Genomic DNA, 20051 nt, shown 5'->3' with positions numbered 1-20051 from the left:
CATCATTCCCGAAGCTTTACCCCAGTGACCCGGTCCACTTCACGACCGCGTCCGTGACGACCGCCACGGCCTCCTCCTGCCCGAGCCGTGCCCGCTTGGGCACCGCGAGGCCGTGATCGGCGTACGGCACCCGGACGAGTTCGTAGTCGCCCTCGGGGAACTCCTCGGGCCGGCCGAAGGTGTCGTTGCCGCCCTGGACGACGAGGGTGGGCACCCCCGCGCCGAGCAGTTCCCCGGCGCGCGACTTCTCCGGCCTGCCCGGCGGGTGCAGCGGGAAGCTGAGCGCGAGGACGGCACGGGCGCCGAGTTCCACGGCGGTACGGCAGGCCACGCGAGCGCCCGCGCTGCGCCCGCCGGAGATCACCGGGAGCCCTTTGCCCGCGACCGTCGGCCAGATGCCGCGCCAGCCGGTGTCGAGGGTCTTCGGCGCGGGCGCGACCTTCTTCCCGGCGACGCGCCAGGGCTGCTCGACGAGGGCGACGCTCACGCCGTGCGCCGGGAGGACGGCGGCGAGGGCCTTCAGGTCACGGGCCTCGATACCGCCGCCGGCACCGTGGCTGACGGCGAGGACGAGCCGGGGCCGCTTCGCGGGGTGCCAGGTGACGCGGGCGTCGCCGGCGTCCGTGGGGACGATCTCGCTGGTCTCGCTGGTCTCGCTGGTCTCAGTGGTCTCGCTGGTCATCAGAAGAGTGTGCCCTCCTCGGGCCCCTCCAGCTCCTTCAGCAGCTCCGCGTTGTTGTTGCGGACGTTGCTGACGGCGGAGGACACGGGATAGGCGCGCATCAGGCCGGCCGGCGGGGGTTCGAGGAGGGACCGCAGGTCGTCGGGGTCGGTGCGGGCCGGGTCCAGCCAGGCGTCCCAGCGGTCGGGGGTGAGCATCAGCGGCATCCGGGGGTGGATGTCGGCGAGGGCGTGCGGGCCGTCGGCGGGCGCGACGGCGAGCGGGGTCGTCTCCGCCTCGGTCGTGATCACCGAGCAGGTCACCCACCAGGCCTGCGGATGGTCGTCGGGCAGGGTCCGGTCCCGCCAGAACTCGTACAGCCCGGCCATGGCGAACACCGACCCGTCGGCCGGCAGCACGAAGTACGGCTGCTTGCGGGGCCGCTTCTTCTTCCCCTCCACCTCCAGCTCGCGTTCCTCCTTGGCGGTGACCCACTCGTAGTAGCCGTCGGCGGGCAGAACGCAGCGCCGGGCGGCAAAGGCGCGGCGGTACGACGGCTTCTCGTGCACGGTCTCCGCGCGCGCGTTGATCATCCGGGCGCCGCCCTCGGGCGACTTCGCCCAGGACGGCACGAGTCCCCACTTCAGCTTGCGCAGCTGCCGAACCGGGCGTTTGTCGCCGGCGTCTTTCAACGGACGGTCGAGGACGGCGTAGACCTCCTTGGTCGGCGCCACGTTGTAGTCGGGGGCGAGGGTCTCCTCGGGATCCCACTTCTCGATTTCAAAGATTCCCGCGAGATCCTCAGGCCTGCGACTCGCTGCATACCGTCCGCACATACGTGCCACACTGCCAGACTCGACACCACCAGAGGGAGCCACCGCCGAACATGGACAGCACCGCCGCCACAGCGCTGCCCGACCTCTGGGACCGGCTCCTCGGCACCCAGACCGACCCCGATCTGTGGGTGGTGATCGCCACCGCGGCCGCGGCCCTCGCGGTCGTCGTACCGCACCCCCTGTGGCGGATATCCCGCAACGCGATCACCATCGCGCACGAGGGCGGCCACGGCCTGGTCGCGCTGCTCACCGGGCGCCGGCTGACCGGCATCCGGCTGCACTCCGACACCAGCGGCCTGACCGTCAGCCGCGGCAAGCCGCACGGCATCGGCATGATCCTCACGGCGGCCGCCGGCTACACCGCTCCCCCGCTCCTCGGCCTCGGCGGCGCCGCGCTGCTCGGCGCGGGCCGCATCACCCTGCTGCTCTGGCTGGCGACGGCCCTGCTGGTGGCGATGCTGGTGATGATCCGCAACGCGTACGGCGCGCTGACGGTCGTGCTGACGGGGGGCACCTTCCTTTTGGTGTCGTGGCTGGCGGGCCCCCAGGTGCAGGCGGCGTTCGCGTACGCGGTGGTGTGGTTCCTGCTGCTGGGCGGCGTACGCCCGGCCTTCGAGCTCCAGATGAAGCGACGGCGCGGCGGGGCGGGCGAATCGGACGCGGACCAGCTGTCGCGCCTGACGCACGTACCGGCCGGGCTGTGGCTGTTCCTGTTCCACGTGGTGAGTCTGTGCGCGCTGATGGGCGGGGGAAGGTGGCTGCTGGAGATGTGACGCCCCGGAGGGGCGCGCACCACAGGGGCACGGGGCCGTGCTGATGTGCGGCTGCGCCGCGGGGCGCGACCAGCCACGACGGCGCCGTATCCACCCACCGGCACTAAAGTAGCCGCATGCCCGAAACCCCCGCACAGTCCACCGCCACCGCCCCATGGCCCGCCCCCACCGCGAGCGAGGCCGTCGACGCGACGGTCCACGTGCCGGGGTCCAAGTCCGTCACCAACCGCGCCCTCGTCCTCGCCGCCCTCGCCTCCGAGCCGGGCTGGCTGCGCCGCCCGCTCCGCTCCCGCGACACGCTGCTGATGGCCGAGGCGCTGCGCGCGATGGGCATCGGCATCGAGGAGGGCGTGGGCCCGGACGGCACCGGTGAGGCGTGGCGCGTGCTCCCGGCGGGGCTGCACGGCCCGGCCACGGTGGACGTCGGCAACGCGGGCACGGTGATGCGCTTCCTCCCGCCGGTCGCCGCCCTCGCCGACGGCCCCGTCCGCTTCGACGGCGACCCGCGTTCGTACGAGCGTCCCCTGCACGGTGTCATCGACGCGCTGCGCGTCCTCGGCGCCCGGATCGACGACGACGGCCGGGGCGCGCTGCCGCTGACGGTGAACGGCTCCGGTGCGCTGGACGGCGGCCCGGTGGAGATCGACGCCTCGTCCTCGTCCCAGTTCGTGTCGGCCCTGCTGCTGTCCGCCCCGCGCTTCAACCAGGGCGTGGAGGTCCGCCACACCGGCTCCTCGCTCCCCTCCATGCCGCACATCCGGATGACCGTGGACATGCTGCGCACGGTCGGCGCGCAGGTGGACACCCCGGAGTCGGGCGGCGAGCCCAATGTCTGGCGGGTCACGCCGGGGGCGCTGCTGGGCCGGGACCTGACGATCGAGCCGGACCTGTCGAACGCCCAGCCGTTCCTGGCGGCGGCGCTGGTGACGGGCGGCCGGGTGGTGATCCCGGGCTGGCCGGACCGCACCACGCAGCCGGGTGACCGGCTGCGCGAGATCTTCACCGAGATGGGCGGCTCCTGCGAGCTGGCCGACCACGGCCTCGTCTTCACCGGTTCCGGTGCGATCCACGGCATCGACGTCGACCTGAGCGACGTCGGTGAGCTGACCCCGGGCATCGCGGCGGTCGCCGCCCTCGCCGACTCCCCCTCCACGCTGCGGGGCGTGGCCCATCTGCGGCTGCACGAGACGGACCGGCTGGCCGCCCTCACCAAGGAGATCAACGAGCTCGGCGGGGACGTCACGGAGACGGCCGACGGCCTGCACATCCGTCCGCGCCCCCTGCACGGCGGGACCGTCCGGACCTACGACGACCACCGCTTGGCGACCGCCGGTGCGATCATCGGCCTGGCGGTGGACGGTGTGCGGATCGAGAACGTGGCGACGACGGCGAAGACCCTGCCGGACTTCCCCGAGCTGTGGACCGGGATGCTCGGGGTTCAGGGACTTTAGCCATGCGCCGCTACGGCAAGCACACCGACGAGGACGACATCCGCAGCCGCCCGAACCGCAAGGGCAACCGGCCCCGGACCCACATCCGGCCCAAGCACGAGGACGCCGCGCCGGGCATGGTCCTCACCGTCGACCGCGGCCGTCTCACCTGCCTCGTCGAGGACCGGATCGTCATGGCGATGAAGGCCCGTGAACTGGGCCGCAAAGCGGCGGTCGTGGGCGACCGGGTCGCCCTGGTCGGCGACCTGTCCGGCAAGAAGGACACCCTCGCCCGGATCGTCCGCATCGAGGAGCGCACATCGGTGCTCCGCCGCACCGCGGACGACGACGACCCGTACGAGCGGGTGGTCGTCGCCAACGCCGACCAGCTGGCCGTGGTCACCGCCCTCGCCGACCCGGAGCCCCGTCCCCGGCTGATCGACCGCTGCCTGGTGGCGGCCTACGACGGCGGACTGACCCCGCTCCTGGTCATGACGAAGTCGGACCTGGCGTCGGCGGACAAGCTGCTGGAGCTGTACGGCCACCTCGACATCCCGTACGTCGTCACCAGCCGCGAGGAACTGGAGAACGGCGACGCGGCCGACCGGGTGCGCGAGCTGCTGGCCGGCCGGATCACGGCGTTCGTCGGGCACTCGGGCGTCGGCAAGACCACCCTGGTCAACGCGCTGGTCCCGCAGGCACAGCGGCGGGTGACCGGTCATGTCAACGCGGTGACCGGCCGCGGCCGGCACACCACGACCTCGGCGCTGGCACTCCCTCTGGCGGGCACGGACGACTGGGTGATCGACACCCCGGGCGTACGGTCCTTCGGCCTGCACCACGTCGACCCGTCCCGGGTGATCCTCGCCTTCCCCGACCTGGTGCCCGGCACCGAGGGCTGCCCCCGCGCGTGCAGTCACGACGAGCCGGACTGCGCGCTGGACGCGTGGGTCGCCGAGGGCCACGCGGATCCGGCCCGCCTGTACTCGCTGCGGCGACTGCTGTCGACCCGGGAGCGCACGGAGGGCGACTGACCTCCGCGTTGTTTGTGGGGCGGCAGGTCCGGTAAGTGCATAATCGCACCGAGCCGGACCGGGCAGTACACACGGGAGGACAGCACATGGCGTGGCTGCTGGTCATCGTCGCAGGACTGCTCGAAACCGGCTTCGCCGTGTGTCTGAAGCTGTCGCACGGCTTCACCCGGCTCTGGCCCACCGTCGCCTTCTGCGCTTTCGCCCTGGGCAGCTTCGGTCTGCTGACCCTCTCCCTGAAGAAGCTGGACGTCGGCCCGGCCTACGCGGTGTGGACGGGCATCGGGGCCGCGGGCACCGCGATCTACGGCATGGTCTTCCTCGGCGACCTGGTCTCGATCCTGAAGATCGTCTCGATCAGCCTGGTGATCATAGGGGTGATCGGGCTGCAGCTGTCGGGCTCGGCTCACTGAGACCCGTTGGTGTGCCGTTGCAGGACGCACCGGACCAGATCCCCCACCCCGCCCTCGCCCGCCGGCGGGGCCGCCACACAGGACAGGGCGAGTCGGACGGCGAGTTCGCAGCCGCGGGCCAGGTCGGCTGCCTCCGCCCGGGCTGCGCCGGGACCGCCGAGCACGGTGACGGCCCGGTCCCGGACGGCCACGACCAGGTCGCCGGGGGACGGCAGCGGCCCGTCCGCCCGCCGCTGCGCCGGCACGGCGGAGGAGGACGGGACCGCCGAGAGCGTCGGCGAGGGCAACCGCTCGCTCCAGCAGCCGGTGAGCACGGCCCGTACGAGCGGGTTCTCCCCTGCGGCGGAGGTGGTCCACTCGGCGGTGGCGACCAGCCGCTCGCGGATGTCCCCGGGTACGGCCAGGGCCCGCTCGACACCGGCGAGGTAACCGTCGGCCTCCCGCCGCACCAGTGCTCTGGCCAGGCCTTCCTTGCTGCCGAACTCGTTGTAGAGCGTCTGCCTGGACACTCCGGCGGCCGCCGCGACGTCCACCATCCGCACCGCGGCCCACGGCCGCAGGGCGAGCGCCGAGAAGGCGGCGTCCAATAGGGATTCCCGCGCTGCAGGCATCATCGCCTCCCGGGGCGAGCGGATGCTGCCCAGGGTTGACGCGCGCGGGGGCACTGTCAAGGGGCCGGGAGGGCAGTCACGGGGCCGGACCGGACCATGGCCCGATGTAGCCCCCCGCTCCCCCGCCGGATACCGTTCGTGCCATGCCGGACTACCTCGACGACCTCCGCCTCGCGCACGTCCTCGCGGACGCCGCCGACGCCGCGACCATGGACCGTTTCAAGGCCCTCGACCTCAAGGTCGAGACCAAACCGGACATGACTCCGGTGAGCGAGGCCGACAAGGCCGCAGAGGAGCTGATCCGAGGCCAGCTCTCCCGCGCCCGGCCGCGGGACGCGGTCCTCGGGGAGGAGTACGGCATCGAGGGAACGGGCCCGCGCCGCTGGGTGGTCGACCCGATCGACGGCACCAAGAACTACGTCCGCGGGGTTCCCGTCTGGGCGACCCTGATCTCCCTGATGGAGGCCGGTGAGGGCGGCTACCAGCCGGTCGTCGGCGTGGTCTCGGCCCCGGCCCTGGGCCGCCGCTGGTGGGCCGCGAAGGGCTACGGCGCCTTCAGCGGCCGTAGCCTGTCCTCCGCCACCCGGCTGCACGTCTCCCGGGTCTCGAAGCTGTCGGACGCCTCGTTCGCGTACTCCTCGCTCTCCGGCTGGGAGGAGCGCGGCAACCTGAACGGCTTCCTGGACCTGACCCGCGACGTGTGGCGCACGCGCGCGTACGGCGACTTCTGGCCGTACATGATGGTCGCCGAGGGCTCGATCGACCTGTGCGCCGAACCGGAGCTGTCCCTGTGGGACATGGCCGCCAACGCGATCGTCGTGACGGAGGCCGGCGGCACGTTCACCGGTCTCGACGGCCGCCCGGGCCCGCACAGCGGCAACGCTGCCGCGTCGAACGGCCTGCTCCACGATGAGCTGCTGAGTTATCTCGACCGGCGCTACTGAACCCACACCGGGAACCACAGATGAGCGCGTGCGCCCTCAATTGGCCCTGCGCGCCCTCTTGTTGACCCTGCCTTTACCTGAGACTCTGAGGATCCCCCCACTTGTGAACTTGTGAATCGATGCACTTGCGGACCCGCCCCCGCGGCGGCCCCCGCCGGACGCACCGGTTCCGGTAGGAGGTGGCTCCATCCCATGCTCGTCCGCGACGCCATGAGCACACTGGTCCTCACCATCGGCCCCGACCACACCCTCCGCCAGGCCGCCGCCCTGATGTCCGCCCGCCGGGTCGGCGCGGCCCTCGTCCTCGACCCGGACGCCGGCGGAATGGGCATCCTCACCGAGCGGGACATCCTCAACTCCGTCGGTCTGGGCCAGGACCCGGACACGGAGCGCACCCACGCCCACACCACCAACAACGTGGTCTTCGCCGCAACCACCTGGACACTGGAGGAGGCGGCCGAGGCCATGGCCCACGGCGGCTTCCGCCACCTGGTCGTCCTCGACGGCGGCGAACCGGCGGGCATCGTCTCGGTCCGCGACATCATCCGCTGCTGGGCCCCGGCGCGACAGCGCGTCCCCGCCTGAGCCCGCCCCCGCACCACCGGCATGGACAGTCCCGATCCCATAATGGACAATGTCTAAGTCAGGGTTCGCTCCAATATGACACCTGATCGGGAACTGTTCCCCCTGCTGTTAGGCTGGTGCGCATGAGTGACCTTCTGGAACGGCTGCGCGGACGCGGATGGCGGATGACCGCGCAGCGACGTGTCGTGGCCGAGGTCCTCGACGGTGAGCACGTCCACCTGACGGCCGACGAGGTGCACGTCAGAGCTGTCGCCAAGCTGCCCGAGATCTCCCGGGCCACCGTCTACAACACGCTCGGTGAGCTGGTCTCGCTCGGCGAGGTGCTCGAGGTCGCCACCGACAAGCGCGCCAAGCGCTACGACCCCAACGCGCACCGCCCGCACCACCACCTGGTCTGCGCCCGCTGCGGCGCGATCCGTGACGTCCACCCGACCGGCGACCCGCTGGCCGACCTCCCCGACTCCGAGCGCTTCGGCTTCTCCGTCTCGGACGTCGAGGTGACGTACCGCGGCGTCTGCCCGAACTGCGCGGCGGCCTGACAGCCCCTCCCGAAGCCCCGGCATCCTCCGCGGACGCCGGGGCTTCGTGCCGCACGCGACCTTCCGGAATCTGACGGGTCGTCATATCGTCGCCCCGTGGGAGAGCCGTATCCGAAACTCAGCGCACACGATCTGACCCGAACCTTCGGCCGGGGCCCGGGGGCGGTCGACGCCCTCGGCCCGCTCGACCTGGCCGTCGCCCCCGGCGAGTTCCTCTGTCTCGTCGGACCCTCCGGCTGTGGCAAGTCCACCCTGCTGCGCATCGCGGCGGGCCTGCTGCGCCCGAGCACCGGCACCCTCGAGATCCGCACGAACAGCCCCCGCCCGGCCGCCATGATCTTCCAGGACTACGGCATCTACGACTGGAAGACCGTCCGCGCGAACGTCCGCCTCGGCCTGGACATCCAGCGCGTCCCCCGCCGCGAGGCCGACGCCAGGGCCGACGACTGGCTGGCCCGCATGGGCCTCGCCGACTTCGCGGGCGCCTACCCCGCGACCCTGTCCGGCGGCATGCGCCAGCGGGTGGCGATCGCCCGCGCCCTGGCCGTGGAACCGGAGATCCTGCTGATGGACGAACCCTTCGCCGCCCTGGACGCCCAACTGCGCACGATCCTCCAGGACGAACTCCTCGCCCTCACCCAGACCACCCGCACCACCACCCTCTTCATCACCCACAGCCTGGAGGAGGCGATCCTCCTCGGCGACCGCGTCCTGGTGATGTCCGCCCGCCCCGGCCGGATCATCGCCGAACGCCAACCGCCGTTCCCCCGGCCCCGCACCGGCGCGATCCGCACGACACCGCAGTTCACAGCCCTGCAGGGCGAGCTGTGGGAGCTGCTGAGGAGGGAGGCGGTGCCTACGTGAGCACGCTGACGAAGAGCGCCGGGGACGCGGTACTGGTCCGCCGCCCGGGCCCCGAGGAACTCCATCCCGCACGCACCCATCGCCGCCGCAGAGCCCTGGAGCTGTCCCTCGCGCTGGCCGTCCCCGCCGTCCTGATCCTGCTCTGGCAGCTGGCCGCGTCGCGCGGCTGGATCGACGACCGTGTCTACCCGGCCCCCTCCACCATCCTCGCCGACGGCTGGGACCGGGCCGCCGCGGGCGACCTGTGGCCGGATGTGCGGGCCACCCTGCAACGCGTCCTGGCGGGCTACGCGATCGGCACGGCGGCCGGCTACGCCCTGGGCCTGCTGATGGGATCGCTGTCGCTGGTCAGGGCCGCCCTGGAACCGCTCCTGGACGCCCTGTACGTGGTCCCCAAACTGGCCCTGCTCCCGATCTTCCTCAACATGTTCGGCCTGGGCGAGGGCCCGCAGGTGGCCCTGGTCGCGGCGACGGTCTTCTTCTTCGTGTGGATCTCCACCATGGCGGCGGTGATGGCGGTCCCCACCAGCCACCGCGACGCCGGCCGCGTCTTCGGCGCCTCCCCGTGGCAGATGTTCCGCCACGTCCTCCTCCCGGCCTCGCTCCCGTCGGTCCTGGTGGGCGCGCGCATCGCGGCGGGCGTGGCGGTGCTGGTCATCGTCGCCTCGGAACAGATAGCGGCGACCGACGGTCTGGGCCACCTGATCTTCGACTCCCGCGCGCTGTTCCAGAACGACGTGATGTTCGTGGGCATCGTGTGCGTGGCGGCACTGGGCGTGCTCTTCTCCGAGGCCGTACGGCTGCTGGGTCGCCTGCTGACGCCGTGGGCACCGCGGGACAAGGGAAGGGGACGGTCATGATCCGTGGGATGTCCGGCGTCCTGGTCGTCGTGGGCGCACTGCTGCTGTCCACGGGGTGCGCGGACGAGAAGGAGCCGCCGGTGTCCACCGCGCCCCGGACCATCCGTCCCGTGGCAGGCTGCGGCACCGGTTCCTGGACCGACTCCTCCGACCTGTCCCCGACCCGCGCCCCGGCCCGTTGCGAGCCGGGCGCCCCCGCACCCGAACCGCTCGCGAAGAAGCGGAAGCTGACCATCGCGACGGGCACGCTGAGCGCGGAGTACCTGGCACCGCTGGAGGTCGCGCTGGACAAGGGCGAGTTCGCGAAGGAGGGCCTGGACGTCGAACTCAAGGTGCTCCCGACCCCCGACGCCCTGCCCCTGCTGGCCAAGGGCGAGGTGGACGCCCTGTGGGCGGCCCCGGAGGCGGCCGTGATGAACGGCGTCAAGGGCGGCTTCGACATCCGCTGGGTGGCGGGCAACTTCTCCCCCGACCCGGCGTCGAAGAGCGGCCTGTGGGTGAAGCTCAAGGACGGCGAGACGGCGGCGGACGTCCCCATGTCCGGCCGCCGGCTGGGCACGATGATCGGCAAGGGTTCGGTGATCGCGTACCCGATGGAGAAGGCCCTCAAGAGCCACGGCGGCGACCTCTCCCGCATCCGGTACCAGCAGCTGGGCTCGGCGGACGTCCTGACCGCCCTGCAGAACGGTGGCGTGGACTCGGCCTGGCTGCTCGACCCGGTCTGGCGCAGGGTGGACGGCGACCCGTCCTACGCCTTCCTCGGCGGCCAGCCCCAGGGCGAACCGCTGGGCGGGCTGCTGTACGGCCCCAAGCTGCTGAACGACGACGTCGACGCGGGGGTGGCCCTGCTGAGGGCCTACATCCGCACGGTGAACACCTACTTCGCGGCGGACTACAAGAAGGACGCGGCGTTCGTCGGCTACCTCTCCGGACTTCTGAAGATCGACCGCAAGATCCTGGAGTCCACCCCCGCCCTCCGCATGGACTGGGAGATCCGCGCCGGCACCACGGACCGCCTCCAGGCCGCCTACGCGGCCCAGGGTGTGACGGAGGGCACGCCGCTCCCGGAGTCGAAGACCGTGGACCGCAGCCTCTACGCGGAAGCCGTGGGCCACAACGGCCGCAACGACTGAGGGCCGGAATCCGTATCCGGATTCCGGCCCTCGGCCTTCAGTAGCGGGGACAGGATTTGAACCTGCGACCTCTGGGTTATGAGCCCAGCGAGCTACCGAGCTGCTCCACCCCGCGTCGATGAATGCAACGTTACGTGACGAGGGAGGGCAGAAGCAAATCAGTTGTGCGCAGTCCGCTTCCCGCCCCGCCCCTCACGCCGACAGTTCCTCCCTGAGCGCGTCCCGCAGCCGCGCCGCCCGCTCGGTGACCTCCCCCGGCCCCAGCGCCACGGCCCGGTCGGCCCACCGCTTCCCCTCCGCCAGTTCACCCCGACGCGCGTAGACCAGGGCCAGCCGCAACGCCGCCCGTCCGTGCCCGTCATCGGCCGCCCGGGTCCACCACACCACCGCCTCCGGCTCGCTCCCCTCCCGCACCAGAAGCAGCCCCAGATTGAACGCCCCGTTGCGCGAACCGGCCTCGGCGGCCTCCCGGTACCACCGCGCCGCCTCGCACACGTCCCCCCGCGCCGCGGCCAGCATCCCGACCCGCACCTGCGCCCGCCGGTGCCCCTGCTGGGCCGCCCGCTCGTACCACTCCTCGCACTCGGTCTTCTCGTGCACGATCTCGCCGAGCTCGTGCGCCGGCTGCGGCGGCCGGCGCGCGTCCAGCACGGCCGCCAGCCGGTACGCCGCCTCCGCGCTCCCCCCGCCGGCCGCGCACCGCAGATGCCGTTCCGCCTCCCGCTCGTCGCCCTCCCGCAGCCGGGCGATCCCGACCTGCAGCGCCGCCTCGGTGTGCCCGGCGGCCGCCGCCCGCTCGTACCACCGCAGCGCCACGGCGTCCTCGCCCCGCCCAGCGAACAGGATCCCGAGGTTGAAGGCGGCGTCGACGCTCCCGGCCTCCGCCGCCTTGGAGAACCAGGGCTCGGCCCCGGCGGTGTCCCCGACCTGGAGCAGCAGAATGGCCAGCGCGTTCGCGGCCTCCCGGTGCCCGGCGTACGCCGCCCGCCGGTACCACTGCTCGGCCTGCGGGGTCCGCCCCTGCTCGGCGCAGAGCAGCCCGAGGTTGTAGGCGCCGTTGTCGTCCCCGGCGTCCATCGCGGCCCGGTACCAGCGCTCGGCGGTCTGGGTCTGTCCCCGCTCGGCGTGCAGCGCCCCCAGGGCGTTCGCCGCGTTGCCGTCGCCGTCCTGGGCGGCCCGCAGCCACCAGATCGCCGCGTTCTCCGTGTCACCGGCGTCGCGCAGCAGGAACCCGAGCGCGCAGGCGGCCCGCGCCTCACCGTCCTTGGCAGCGGTCAGGTACCAGCGTCCGGCCTCCTTGAGCTCGCCCCGCCGCTCCAGGATCGAACCGAGGTGCAGCGCGGCCCGCTGATGCCCGCGCGCGGCGGCCTGCCGGTACCACTGCTCGGCGTCGGCGCACGACGGGACGCCGTCACCCGCCGCGCCCTCCTCCGTGGCCGGAACGCGGCTCTCCCCGCCCTCCCTGACGCCTCTGACGTCCCTGTCGCCTCTGTCTCCCCTGTCGTCCCTGCCGCCTCTGCCGTCGTTCGGCCCACGCTTGTGTTCCAGTGCCCGCGCAAGGCGGTACGCCGCCTCCCGGTGTCCCCGCTCGGCGGCGGCCCGCATCCATCGCTCGGCCCCGGCGTCCCCGCGGTGCTCCAGCAGATCGGCGAGGGCGTACGCCCCCAGCGCGTGCCCCTGCTCGGCGGACTGGCGCAGCCAGTACTCGGCGGCCGGTTCGTCCCCGCACTCGCGGCAGTGCCGCCCCAGCGCGTGCGCGGCCGCGGCGGAGCCGGCGACGGCGGCGATCCGCCACCATCCGGCGGCCTCGTCGGCGTACCCGCGCTGGTGCAGGAGCACGCCGAGATTGTTGGCCGCGGCGCGGTCGCCGGCCGCGGTGGCCGCACGCAGCTGCGGCTCGGCGCCGTCGAGGTCGCCGCGCCGCAGCAACATGGCCCCGAGGACGCTCGACGCCTCGGCGTCGCCGGCCTCCGCCGCGAGCCGCAGCCGCATCTCCTCGACGGCCTCCCCCGTCTCGACGGCCATCGCCGTCTCCCCCGTCTCGTCCGGGGTCACTTCCTCACCGGAAGGCTGCACAAACCGCCCTGTCTCGAACAGAGTTGCCTTGTCCCCCATAACGTCCATCGTCGCACCACCTGCAACCCGGGTACACCTGGTATACCGCAGCCAGTGAGGTCACTTCAGCGTTTTGTCGACATGCCCACAGAGAGACAAGTCAAACACAGTTCACCCAACTCGCCATACCGGCGCGGCGGTCCGTCTGCCCGGTACATGCGTTCGCACACCACGAAGGCCCGGATCCGTTTTCCGGATCCGGGCCTTCGTTTGCAGTAGCGGGGACAGGATTTGAACCTGCGACCTCTGGGTTATGAGCCCAGCGAGCTACCGAGCTGCTCCACCCCGCGTCGTGTGAAACAACCGTATCACGACGCGGAGGTGGTCCTGATCAGCCGCTGCTACCTGGGCTGCTGCTCGGGCTGCTGGTCGGACTCGGACTGCCGCTGGGAGCAGGGCTCGCGGTCGAGCCGCTGCCGGCGCTGCTGCCCGGACTCGGGCTGCTGCTCGCCTTGTTGCCCTTGTCCGCCTCGGTCTGCGCGTCCTCGGCCCGCTTCAGCGCGGCCTCGAGATCCTTCTGCGCCTTGCCGTACGCCTCCCAGTCGCCCTTCTTGAGGGCGTCCTGCCCGGCGGTGAACGCCTTCTGCGCGTCGTTCAGCGCCTCCTGGACCGTCGGGTTGCCGGACGTCGGCGGTGTCGTCGTACCCCCGCCGTCGTTCTCCGGCGGTGTCGCACTCTCGGCGCCGAAGACCTTGTTGAGGGCCTGATCGAGGGTGTCCTCGAAGGCGGTGTTGCCTCCGAAGGTCACCAACACCTTTCTCAGCAGGGGGTATTTGAGTCCGCCACCCCGTACGTAGATGGGCTCCACGTAGAGCAGGCCCCCGTCGAGCGGCACCGTCAGCAGGTTGCCGTACTCGACCTTGGAATTGCCGCGGCTCAGCAGGCTGATGGTCTCGGCGATGTCCTGTTCGGAGTTGAACTGGCTCTGCACCTGTTTGGGGCCGTTGACCGTGGTGTTCGTCGGCAGTTTCAGGATTCTGATCTTGCCGTAGTCGGGACTGCCCGCCTCCGCGTCGACCGACATGAAGGCGCTCAGGTTGTCCCGGCCGTTCGGGGTGAACGTCGTCGTCAGCGAGAACACCTGCGAGTTCTGGTCGGGCATCTTCATGCTGAGGTAGTACGGCGGCACCGCGCTGCCCGACTCGTTCGTCGGGTCGTCCGGCACCTGCCACACCTCGCTGCCGCTGAGGAACGTCTGCGCGTCCTCGACGTGGTAGCGGCTGAGCAGCTCGCGCTGGACCTTGAACAGGTCCTGCGGGTACCGCAGATGGGCCATGAGGTCGTCCGAGATGTCGCTCTTGGGCTCGACCGTTCCCGGGAAGGCCTTCATCCAGGTCTTCAGGACCGGGTCCTGGGTGTCCCACTGATAGAGCTCGACCTTGCCGGTGTAGGCGTCGACAGTCGCCTTCACCGAGTTCCGGATGTAGTTGACCTGGTTCTGCTGGGCCACCACGGCGCGCGAGTTGTTGTTCGCGGTCAGCGAGTCGGCCGTGGTGTCACCGAGGGTCGTACGGGAGGCGTACGGGTATCCGTTCGTCGTCGTGTACGCGTCGACGATCCACTGGATCCGGCCGTCCACCACGGCCGGGTAGGCGTCGCCGTCGATGGTCAGCCACGGCGCGATCGCCTCGACGCGCTCCTTCGGCGTCCGGTTGTACAGGATCCGTGAACCCTCGCCGATCGCCCCGGAGTAGAGGATCTGCGGCTCGCCGAACGCCACCGCGTACGCCGCCCGGTTGACCGGGTTGGAGAGACTGACGCCGCTCTTGCCCGTGTAGGTGTAGGTCCGCTCGCCGCTGTCGTCGGAGTAGTCGATCTCCTTCTGGGGGCCGCCGACGATCGAGTACTCGGTGGTCTTCTCGCCGTAGTAGATGCGCTGTTGGTACGTCCCGAGGTCGCCCTTGGACGGCAGGTCGTACTCGGTGAAGACCGGGCGGCCCTGGTCGTCCGCCTCGGTGCCCTTGGCGGCGACCACGCCGTAACCGTGGGTGTAGCGGAAGTGGTCGTTGATCCAGTTGTTCTTCGGGATGCCGTTGAGATTCAGCTCGCGCAGACCGATGACCGTGTCCTGGTCCTTGCCGTCCTTGCTGTACCGGTCGACATCCAGATTGGTCGGGAACGCGTAGTAGTTCCGGATCTGCTGGAGCTGCTGGAACGTGGGCGACACGACGTTCGGGTCCATCAGGCGGACACTCGCCGTGGAGTCGACGACGTCGCGCAGCTTGGTCTTGTCCTTGGTGGGGCTCGTGCCGGCGTAGTCGCTGACCTTGGTGTCGTCGATGCCGTACGCCTCACGCGTCGCCTTGAGGTTCTTCTCGACGTACGGCGCTTCCTTGGCCTGCTCGTTCGGCTGGACCTGGAACTTCTGGACGATCGCCGGGTACAGCCCGCCGATGAGGATCGCGGAGAGCACCATCAGGCCGAAGCCGATGACGGGCAGCTGCCAGGTGCGCCGCCACAGGGTGGCGAAGAACAGCAGGGCGCAGATGACGGCGATGCAGAACAGGATCGTCTTGGCCGGCAGGTAGGCGTTGGCGTCGACGTACCTGAGGCCCGTCCAGCTGTCGGTGGCCTTGAAGTCGCTGGACTTCACGGCGAGACCGTACCGGTCGAGCCAGTAGGCGACCGCCTTCAGCGCGACGAAGATGCCGAGCAGCACCGAGAGATGTCCGGTGGCCGCGGAAGTCGCCCGCGCGCCGGGGCTGGTGACGCGCAGCCCGCCGTACAGGTAGTGGGTGAGCGCGGCGGCGATCAGGGAGAGGATCGTGGCGGCGAAGCCGAAGCCGAGCAGGAACCGGTACCAGGGCAGGTCGAAGGCGAAGAACGACACGTCGAGGTGGAACTGGGGGTCCTTCTGGTGGAAGGGCACGCCGTTGACCCACATCAGCCAGGTGCGCCACTGGCCGGCCGCCGAGGCGCCCGCGATCAGGCCCACCAGGGCGGCGATGCCGAGCAGCAGCCACCTCTTGTAGGGCCTGATGCCCATGCGGTAGCGGTCGAGGCTCTGCTGTTCCGCGGACATCGCGGCCATGGGCGGCTGCACCCGGTGGGCCAGCCAGATGTTGAAGCCCACCGCGAGGGCCATCAGCAGACCGAAGACGAAGAACAGTCCGATCTTGGTCCAGAGCGTGGTGGTGAACACCGACGAGTAGTTCACCGACCGGTACCACAGCCAGTCCGTCCAGAACCCCGCGAACATGGTGAACGCCATGCCGAGGACGGCAAGCACGCCCAGTGTCATGAGGAGGGTCCGGACCCGCCGGGACGGGCGGCCCACTCTGATCCGCGGCCCTGTCGGGCCTCCGCCGCGGTCCGGCATCTGGAAAGCCAAGGTTCGCACCTCGAAGTCGCTGTTTGATCCGTCAGGCCCGCGTGTTCGTGGACCGTACGTGGCCCCCCGTGATCGTGGACCCACACCTATGCAACTTACTCACCGTTTACTCGGTTCCCGATTCCGGCCAGGAACGAGAGAGGATTGTGACCATGTCCAACACTCCCATGGCGGCGAGTCCGCTCACCTGGGCCGTGCTCGAGATCGACGAGTACGCCTCCGGCCTCGGCTGGGACCAGCCCGCCCGCCTCTTCGCACTCGTAGACACCGCACGGCTGCGGGCTCAGGAACCCGCGCTCGCCGCCCAGCTCGGCCTTGACGACGCGCCCGAGACCACCGGTCTCACCCCGATCGAGCAGGACGAAGTGCCAACGGACAAGCCGCTCGACGAGTTCCTCGCCACGATCGCCTGGCCGGACGCGGTCGTCGGCTGCGCGCTGACCGTGGAGCGGCTGATGCTGCCCCCGTCCGCCGAGGCCCAGGTCCCGCAGGGGCTGAGCGAGGCGAAGCTCGCGCAGTGGGTGGCCGAGCATCCGGACCGCCAGGAGGTCCGGATGACGGTGGCGGTCCTGCGCGACGGCACCCGCGACTCGGCCCTGCGTCTGCGCGAGAAGGACGCGCCGACGGAGGTCCTCACGGGCGCGGGCCTGGTCCCCGGCCTGGCGGAGGCGCTGTCGGCGACCTTCGAGGAGTAGCCGCCGGGCTGCCCGCCGGTGTTACTTTCCGGTGCACTTCGGCAGTTCGGCGGTGTCGCCGCTGCGGAGGTCCTCGAGGGCGGCGAGGGCGTCGTCGATGGTGTTCACCTTGACGAGCCTGAGCCCCGAGGGGGTGTCCTTGGCGGCGGCCGCGCAGTTGTCCGCCGGGGTGAGGAAGTACTGCGCCCCCTGGCTCCTCGCGCCGACGGTCTTCATCTCGATGCCGCCGATCGGCCCGACCTTGCCGTCGTCGTCGATGGTCCCGGTACCGGCGACGAACTTGCCGCCGGTCAGGCTGCCGGGCGTGAGCTTGTCGTAGATCCCGAGCGCGAACATCAGCCCCGCGCTCGGCCCTCCGACATCGGCGAGCTTGATGTCGATGCTGAACGGGAAGGTGTGGTCCGTCCCCGCCGAGATCCCGACGATCGCCCGCTTCTCACCGCTGTCGTCGGAGGTGGCGGTGGTGATGGTGACGTCCTGGGTCTTCGTGGCGGTCTTGTTCGCCTTCTCCGCGGCGGCCTGCTCCTTGGCCGGGACGATCCTGAAGACGACGTCCTGCCCCGGCTTGTGCTTGGTCACCAGCTTCGCCACGTCGCCGGGCTCCTTCACCGTCGTACCGTCGACGGCCTTGATCACATCCCCGGCGTGCAGCCTGCCCTCCGCCGGGGACCCCTTCACCACGGTCGAGACGATCACCCAGGACGACACCGGGATGTCCAGCTGCTCCAGGGCGGCGACCTTGGCGCTCTCCTGGGACTGGCTGAACTCCTCGGCGTTCTCCTGGGTGGACTGCTCCTCGGTCTTCCCGTCGGGGTAGAGCGTGTCGTGCGGCACGACCTTGTTGTCGTGCGCCAGCCACCCGTAGACCGCCTCGACGAGGTTCATCCGGTAGTCGGCACTGGTGACCCGCACCGTGGTCATGTTCAGGTGGCCGCTCGTCGCATAGGTCTTCCGCCCCGCGATCTGCAGCACGGGCTCACCGCCGTGCTCGCCCAGCGTGTTCACCGTCGGCCCCGGGGACATCTCCGAGTACGGGACTTTGATGAGCACTCCCGCGCACAGGAGCGCGATCAGCATCAGGGTGGAGGCGAGCATCGTCGCGGTGCGGCGTGGCATGGCACGACAGTACGGGACGCGTCTGTCAGCGCACCGTCAGGGCCGCCACCCGGGTCAGGTACCGGAGTGCGACTTCTCCATGGCTGCCCGGAAGCGGGCGTATCCGTCCAGCTCGGGTCCGTCGCCGCGGGTCCTGCGGGTGCGGTTGGCCCAGCTCCCCCACAGTCCGGCAGCGATCGCAGCCACAAGCGGAATCAGCAACCAGGCGAGCGCCGCCATGCCGACCTCCCAACCCCGTACCGCAACTGACTGATCAGCAGATTAACCATCCGCACTGACAACGCTCACGGCAGGGGTGCGGTTACGCAACCGGAGGTCGCTGTGCCGAGCGGCTCGAGCGGGCTGGGGGGAACCTGGTGGACGGGTTCTGGACCGGGTGGGCCGCTCAGCAGGCCCCCACCCACTCCTCGGTCCCGTCGGAGAACTTCTGGTGCTTCCAGATCGGCACCTCGTGCTTGAGGTCGTCGATCAGCTTCCGGCAGGCCTCGAAGGCCTCCCCGCGATGCGGACACGACACCGCCACGACCACGGCGAGATCCCCCACGCCGAGCTCTCCGACCCGGTGCACGGCCGCCAGCGCCCGCACCGGGTACTCGGCGACGACCTTCTCCGCGACCCGTCGCATCTCGGCCTCGGCGCTGGGATGGCACGAGTACCCGAGCGCGTCCACATCCGCACCGCCGTCGTGATTCCGCACGGTCCCCACGAACAACGCGATCCCCCCGGCCGCGTCGTCCCCGACGGCCCGGAAGACCTCGTCCAGCGAGAGCGGGGTGTCACGGACGGCGATCAGCTTGACGGGATCCTGCGCGGCCGACTCGCCGGGATGATCGTTGGTGGATGCCATGCCTCCATCGTGCCGCACGCCCCGAAGCAGGGGAAATGGCGTCGTCACGCGGTACGCGCGCGTGCGGGTTCCCGCCCCGCCGTCACCGACGCCGCGCCTTCCGGGCCCTCCGCACCACCGCCGCCGCGCCCAGCAGCGCGACCGTCGCCCCCGCGGCCCCCGCCGCCGTCGCGTCCTTCCGCCCCAGCCGCCGCCCGGCGACCGTGTGCCGCCCGGCCACCTCCTCCAGCAGCTCCGCGAGCACCTCCTCATTGGTCCACTGCGCCCGCCACCCCGCGTCGTGCAACCGCGACCCGCTCACCACCCACGGGTACATCGTGTACGCCAGATCCCCCGCCGGAGACGGCGTCAGCCCGATCCGGTGCAGGCGGGCCGCCGCACCGAGCGCGACCGCCGACGGCAGCTCCATCCGCCGGATCCCGCTGAGCTCCTCCACCTCCTCCTGCTCCAGCCAGCCGTCGCACCCGACGGCCAGTTCCCCGTCGACCTTCTCGAGGACGGCGTACTCCAGAGCGCTGCACAGATCCTCGACATGGCAGAACTGCCAGGCCGGCCGGGACCCGGCCACGACCAGCAGCCGGGGCGACTCGAAGTACCGGGTGAGCGCCGTGTCCGTACCGCCCACCAGCACCGCCGGCCGCACCACGGTGACGTTCAGCCCCGGATGCGCGCGAGGCGCCCGCCGCGCCAGCCGCTCGATCTCCAGCAGGTCCCCGACGCCCGTCGCCTCCGCCGTCGCCCGCAGCTCGGCGTCCTCCGACAGCGGCAGCTCGTTGTCCTCCAGCGCCCCGTAGACCATCGCGGAGGTGCACAGCACCACCCGGTGCACCCCGGCCGCCGCGGCCGCGGTCAGCACGGTCTGCGTACCGCGCACGTTGTAGGCCGTCCGGGCGGCGCTGTCACTCCCCAGGTCGAGATCGAGCGCCAGGTGGACCACGACGTCCGCCCCGCGCAGCTTCTCGGCGATCGCCGGATCACGGACGTCGAGGATGTGCCACTGCGCCGCGTCGCACTCGCCCCGCCGCTCGTCGATGGCGACGACCTGCCTGACCTCTTCCGAGGCGGCGAGCCGCTCGGTGAGCAGGGCGCCGACCCCGGTCGCGGCGCCGGTCACGGCGACGACGGGCCCGCGCGAACCGCCCGGGGTTGAGCGGTTTCGCGCTGCGCGAACCTGCGGATCTGGGGAACTCACCAGGTGTCTCCAGCGGTTGTCTTGGCATACGGGCGCGAGTGACGCGTACGTACCAGTGGCATCCATCCTGCCGCA

General features: G+C 71.2%; 20 protein-coding genes and 2 tRNA genes. 11 read left to right on the top strand and 11 right to left on the bottom strand.

Annotation, left to right across the window (positions count from 1 at the left end; all coding sequences use genetic code 11):
• Positions 1 to 16 precede the first annotated feature (16 nt).
• Together ABT057_RS28905 and ABT057_RS28900 are read right to left on the bottom strand one after the other, a co-directional pair.
• Positions 17 to 682, bottom strand: a complete 666-nt coding sequence (locus ABT057_RS28905; RefSeq protein ID WP_352346534.1) for an alpha/beta hydrolase family protein — start codon at positions 680 to 682, stop codon at positions 17 to 19.
• The gene (locus ABT057_RS28900) at positions 682 to 1497 is read right to left on the bottom strand and encodes an SOS response-associated peptidase (RefSeq protein ID WP_352346533.1); all 816 of its coding nucleotides are present in this window, start codon (positions 1495 to 1497) and stop codon (positions 682 to 684) included. Before ABT057_RS28900 ends, ABT057_RS28905 begins: the two co-directional genes overlap by 1 nt.
• 50 nt (positions 1498 to 1547) lie before the next feature.
• Between ABT057_RS28900 and ABT057_RS28895 the strand changes: the two genes are divergently transcribed.
• The 4 genes from ABT057_RS28895 (at position 1548) to ABT057_RS28880 (ending at position 5144) form a co-directional block, all read left to right on the top strand.
• Complete coding sequence (locus ABT057_RS28895) at positions 1548 to 2270, top strand: M50 family metallopeptidase (protein WP_352346532.1); 723 nt, start codon at positions 1548 to 1550, stop codon at positions 2268 to 2270.
• A 116-nt stretch (positions 2271 to 2386) separates the two neighbouring features.
• Positions 2387 to 3721, top strand: a complete 1335-nt coding sequence (gene aroA / locus ABT057_RS28890; protein ID WP_352346531.1) for a 3-phosphoshikimate 1-carboxyvinyltransferase — start codon at positions 2387 to 2389, stop codon at positions 3719 to 3721.
• Between the two features lie 2 nt (positions 3722 to 3723).
• Positions 3724 to 4734: a ribosome small subunit-dependent GTPase A gene (rsgA, locus tag ABT057_RS28885; RefSeq protein ID WP_352346530.1), complete on the top strand. Its 1011-nt coding sequence runs from the start codon at positions 3724 to 3726 to the stop codon at positions 4732 to 4734.
• 86 nt (positions 4735 to 4820) lie between these two features.
• Complete coding sequence (locus tag ABT057_RS28880) at positions 4821 to 5144, top strand: DMT family transporter (protein WP_352346529.1); 324 nt, start codon at positions 4821 to 4823, stop codon at positions 5142 to 5144.
• Here the strand turns inward: ABT057_RS28880 and ABT057_RS28875 are convergent.
• Positions 5138 to 5758, bottom strand: coding sequence for a TetR/AcrR family transcriptional regulator (locus tag ABT057_RS28875; protein ID WP_352346528.1), 621 nt, complete (start codon positions 5756 to 5758; stop codon positions 5138 to 5140). The genes ABT057_RS28880 and ABT057_RS28875 overlap by 7 nt on opposite strands.
• A 140-nt stretch (positions 5759 to 5898) precedes the next feature.
• On the opposite strand from ABT057_RS28875, the gene hisN reads away from it, so the two are divergent.
• The 6 genes from hisN to ABT057_RS28845 all read left to right on the top strand — a co-directional run bounded on the left by hisN (position 5899) and on the right by ABT057_RS28845 (position 10680).
• Entirely contained in the window at positions 5899 to 6699 is an 801-nt protein-coding gene (gene hisN / locus ABT057_RS28870; RefSeq protein WP_352346527.1) for a histidinol-phosphatase, read from the top strand.
• A gap of 192 nt (positions 6700 to 6891) precedes the next feature.
• The gene (locus ABT057_RS28865; protein WP_352346526.1) at positions 6892 to 7284 is read left to right on the top strand and encodes a CBS domain-containing protein; all 393 of its coding nucleotides are present in this window, start codon (positions 6892 to 6894) and stop codon (positions 7282 to 7284) included.
• 122 nt (positions 7285 to 7406) lie between these two features.
• Positions 7407 to 7823, top strand: a complete 417-nt coding sequence (locus tag ABT057_RS28860; protein ID WP_352346525.1) for a Fur family transcriptional regulator — start codon at positions 7407 to 7409, stop codon at positions 7821 to 7823.
• A gap of 96 nt (positions 7824 to 7919) precedes the next feature.
• A complete protein-coding gene (locus tag ABT057_RS28855; protein ID WP_352346524.1) occupies positions 7920 to 8687 on the top strand; it encodes an ABC transporter ATP-binding protein in 768 nt (255 codons plus the stop codon).
• Positions 8684 to 9547, top strand: a complete 864-nt coding sequence (locus ABT057_RS28850; RefSeq protein ID WP_352346523.1) for an ABC transporter permease — start codon at positions 8684 to 8686, stop codon at positions 9545 to 9547. Before ABT057_RS28855 ends, ABT057_RS28850 begins: the two co-directional genes overlap by 4 nt.
• Positions 9544 to 10680, top strand: a complete 1137-nt coding sequence (locus ABT057_RS28845) for an ABC transporter substrate-binding protein (RefSeq protein ID WP_352346522.1) — start codon at positions 9544 to 9546, stop codon at positions 10678 to 10680. The genes ABT057_RS28850 and ABT057_RS28845 overlap by 4 nt, the downstream gene beginning before the upstream one ends.
• Before the next feature lie 41 nt (positions 10681 to 10721).
• Here the strand turns inward: ABT057_RS28845 and ABT057_RS28840 are convergent.
• From ABT057_RS28840 to ABT057_RS28825, 4 genes are all read right to left on the bottom strand, one after another.
• A tRNA-Met gene (locus tag ABT057_RS28840) sits at positions 10722 to 10795 on the bottom strand.
• Between the two features lie 77 nt (positions 10796 to 10872).
• Positions 10873 to 12804, bottom strand: coding sequence for a tetratricopeptide repeat protein (locus ABT057_RS28835; RefSeq protein WP_352346521.1), 1932 nt, complete (start codon positions 12802 to 12804; stop codon positions 10873 to 10875).
• Between the two features lie 207 nt (positions 12805 to 13011).
• Positions 13012 to 13085, bottom strand: a tRNA-Met gene (locus tag ABT057_RS28830).
• A 41-nt stretch (positions 13086 to 13126) separates the two neighbouring features.
• Positions 13127 to 16114: a UPF0182 family membrane protein gene (locus ABT057_RS28825; RefSeq protein WP_352346555.1), complete on the bottom strand. Its 2988-nt coding sequence runs from the start codon at positions 16112 to 16114 to the stop codon at positions 13127 to 13129.
• Between the two features lie 164 nt (positions 16115 to 16278).
• Between ABT057_RS28825 and ABT057_RS28820 the strand changes: the two genes are divergently transcribed.
• The gene (locus ABT057_RS28820) at positions 16279 to 16821 is read left to right on the top strand and encodes a PPA1309 family protein (protein ID WP_352346520.1); all 543 of its coding nucleotides are present in this window, start codon (positions 16279 to 16281) and stop codon (positions 16819 to 16821) included.
• 21 nt (positions 16822 to 16842) lie between these two features.
• Here ABT057_RS28820 and ABT057_RS28815 read toward each other — a convergent pair whose 3' ends face one another.
• From ABT057_RS28815 to ABT057_RS28800, 4 genes are all read right to left on the bottom strand, one after another.
• Positions 16843 to 17937 (bottom strand): YlbL family protein, encoded by a 1095-nt coding sequence (locus ABT057_RS28815; RefSeq protein WP_352346519.1) that lies wholly within the window; start codon positions 17935 to 17937, stop codon positions 16843 to 16845.
• Between the two features lie 54 nt (positions 17938 to 17991).
• Positions 17992 to 18123: a hypothetical protein gene (locus ABT057_RS28810; RefSeq protein WP_352346556.1), complete on the bottom strand. Its 132-nt coding sequence runs from the start codon at positions 18121 to 18123 to the stop codon at positions 17992 to 17994.
• Positions 18124 to 18322: 199 nt separating this feature from the next.
• Positions 18323 to 18784: a molybdenum cofactor biosynthesis protein MoaE gene (locus ABT057_RS28805; RefSeq protein WP_352346518.1), complete on the bottom strand. Its 462-nt coding sequence runs from the start codon at positions 18782 to 18784 to the stop codon at positions 18323 to 18325.
• Positions 18785 to 18866: 82 nt separating this feature from the next.
• Positions 18867 to 19976: an SDR family oxidoreductase gene (locus tag ABT057_RS28800; protein WP_352346517.1), complete on the bottom strand. Its 1110-nt coding sequence runs from the start codon at positions 19974 to 19976 to the stop codon at positions 18867 to 18869.
• Between the last annotated feature and the right edge of the window lie 75 nt (positions 19977 to 20051).

The sequence above is a fragment of the Streptomyces sp. NPDC002588 genome, from assembly GCF_040295925.1.
GTDB lineage: Bacteria > Actinomycetota > Actinomycetes > Streptomycetales > Streptomycetaceae > Streptomyces.
This window is presented reverse-complemented; position numbering and strand designations above follow the sequence as displayed.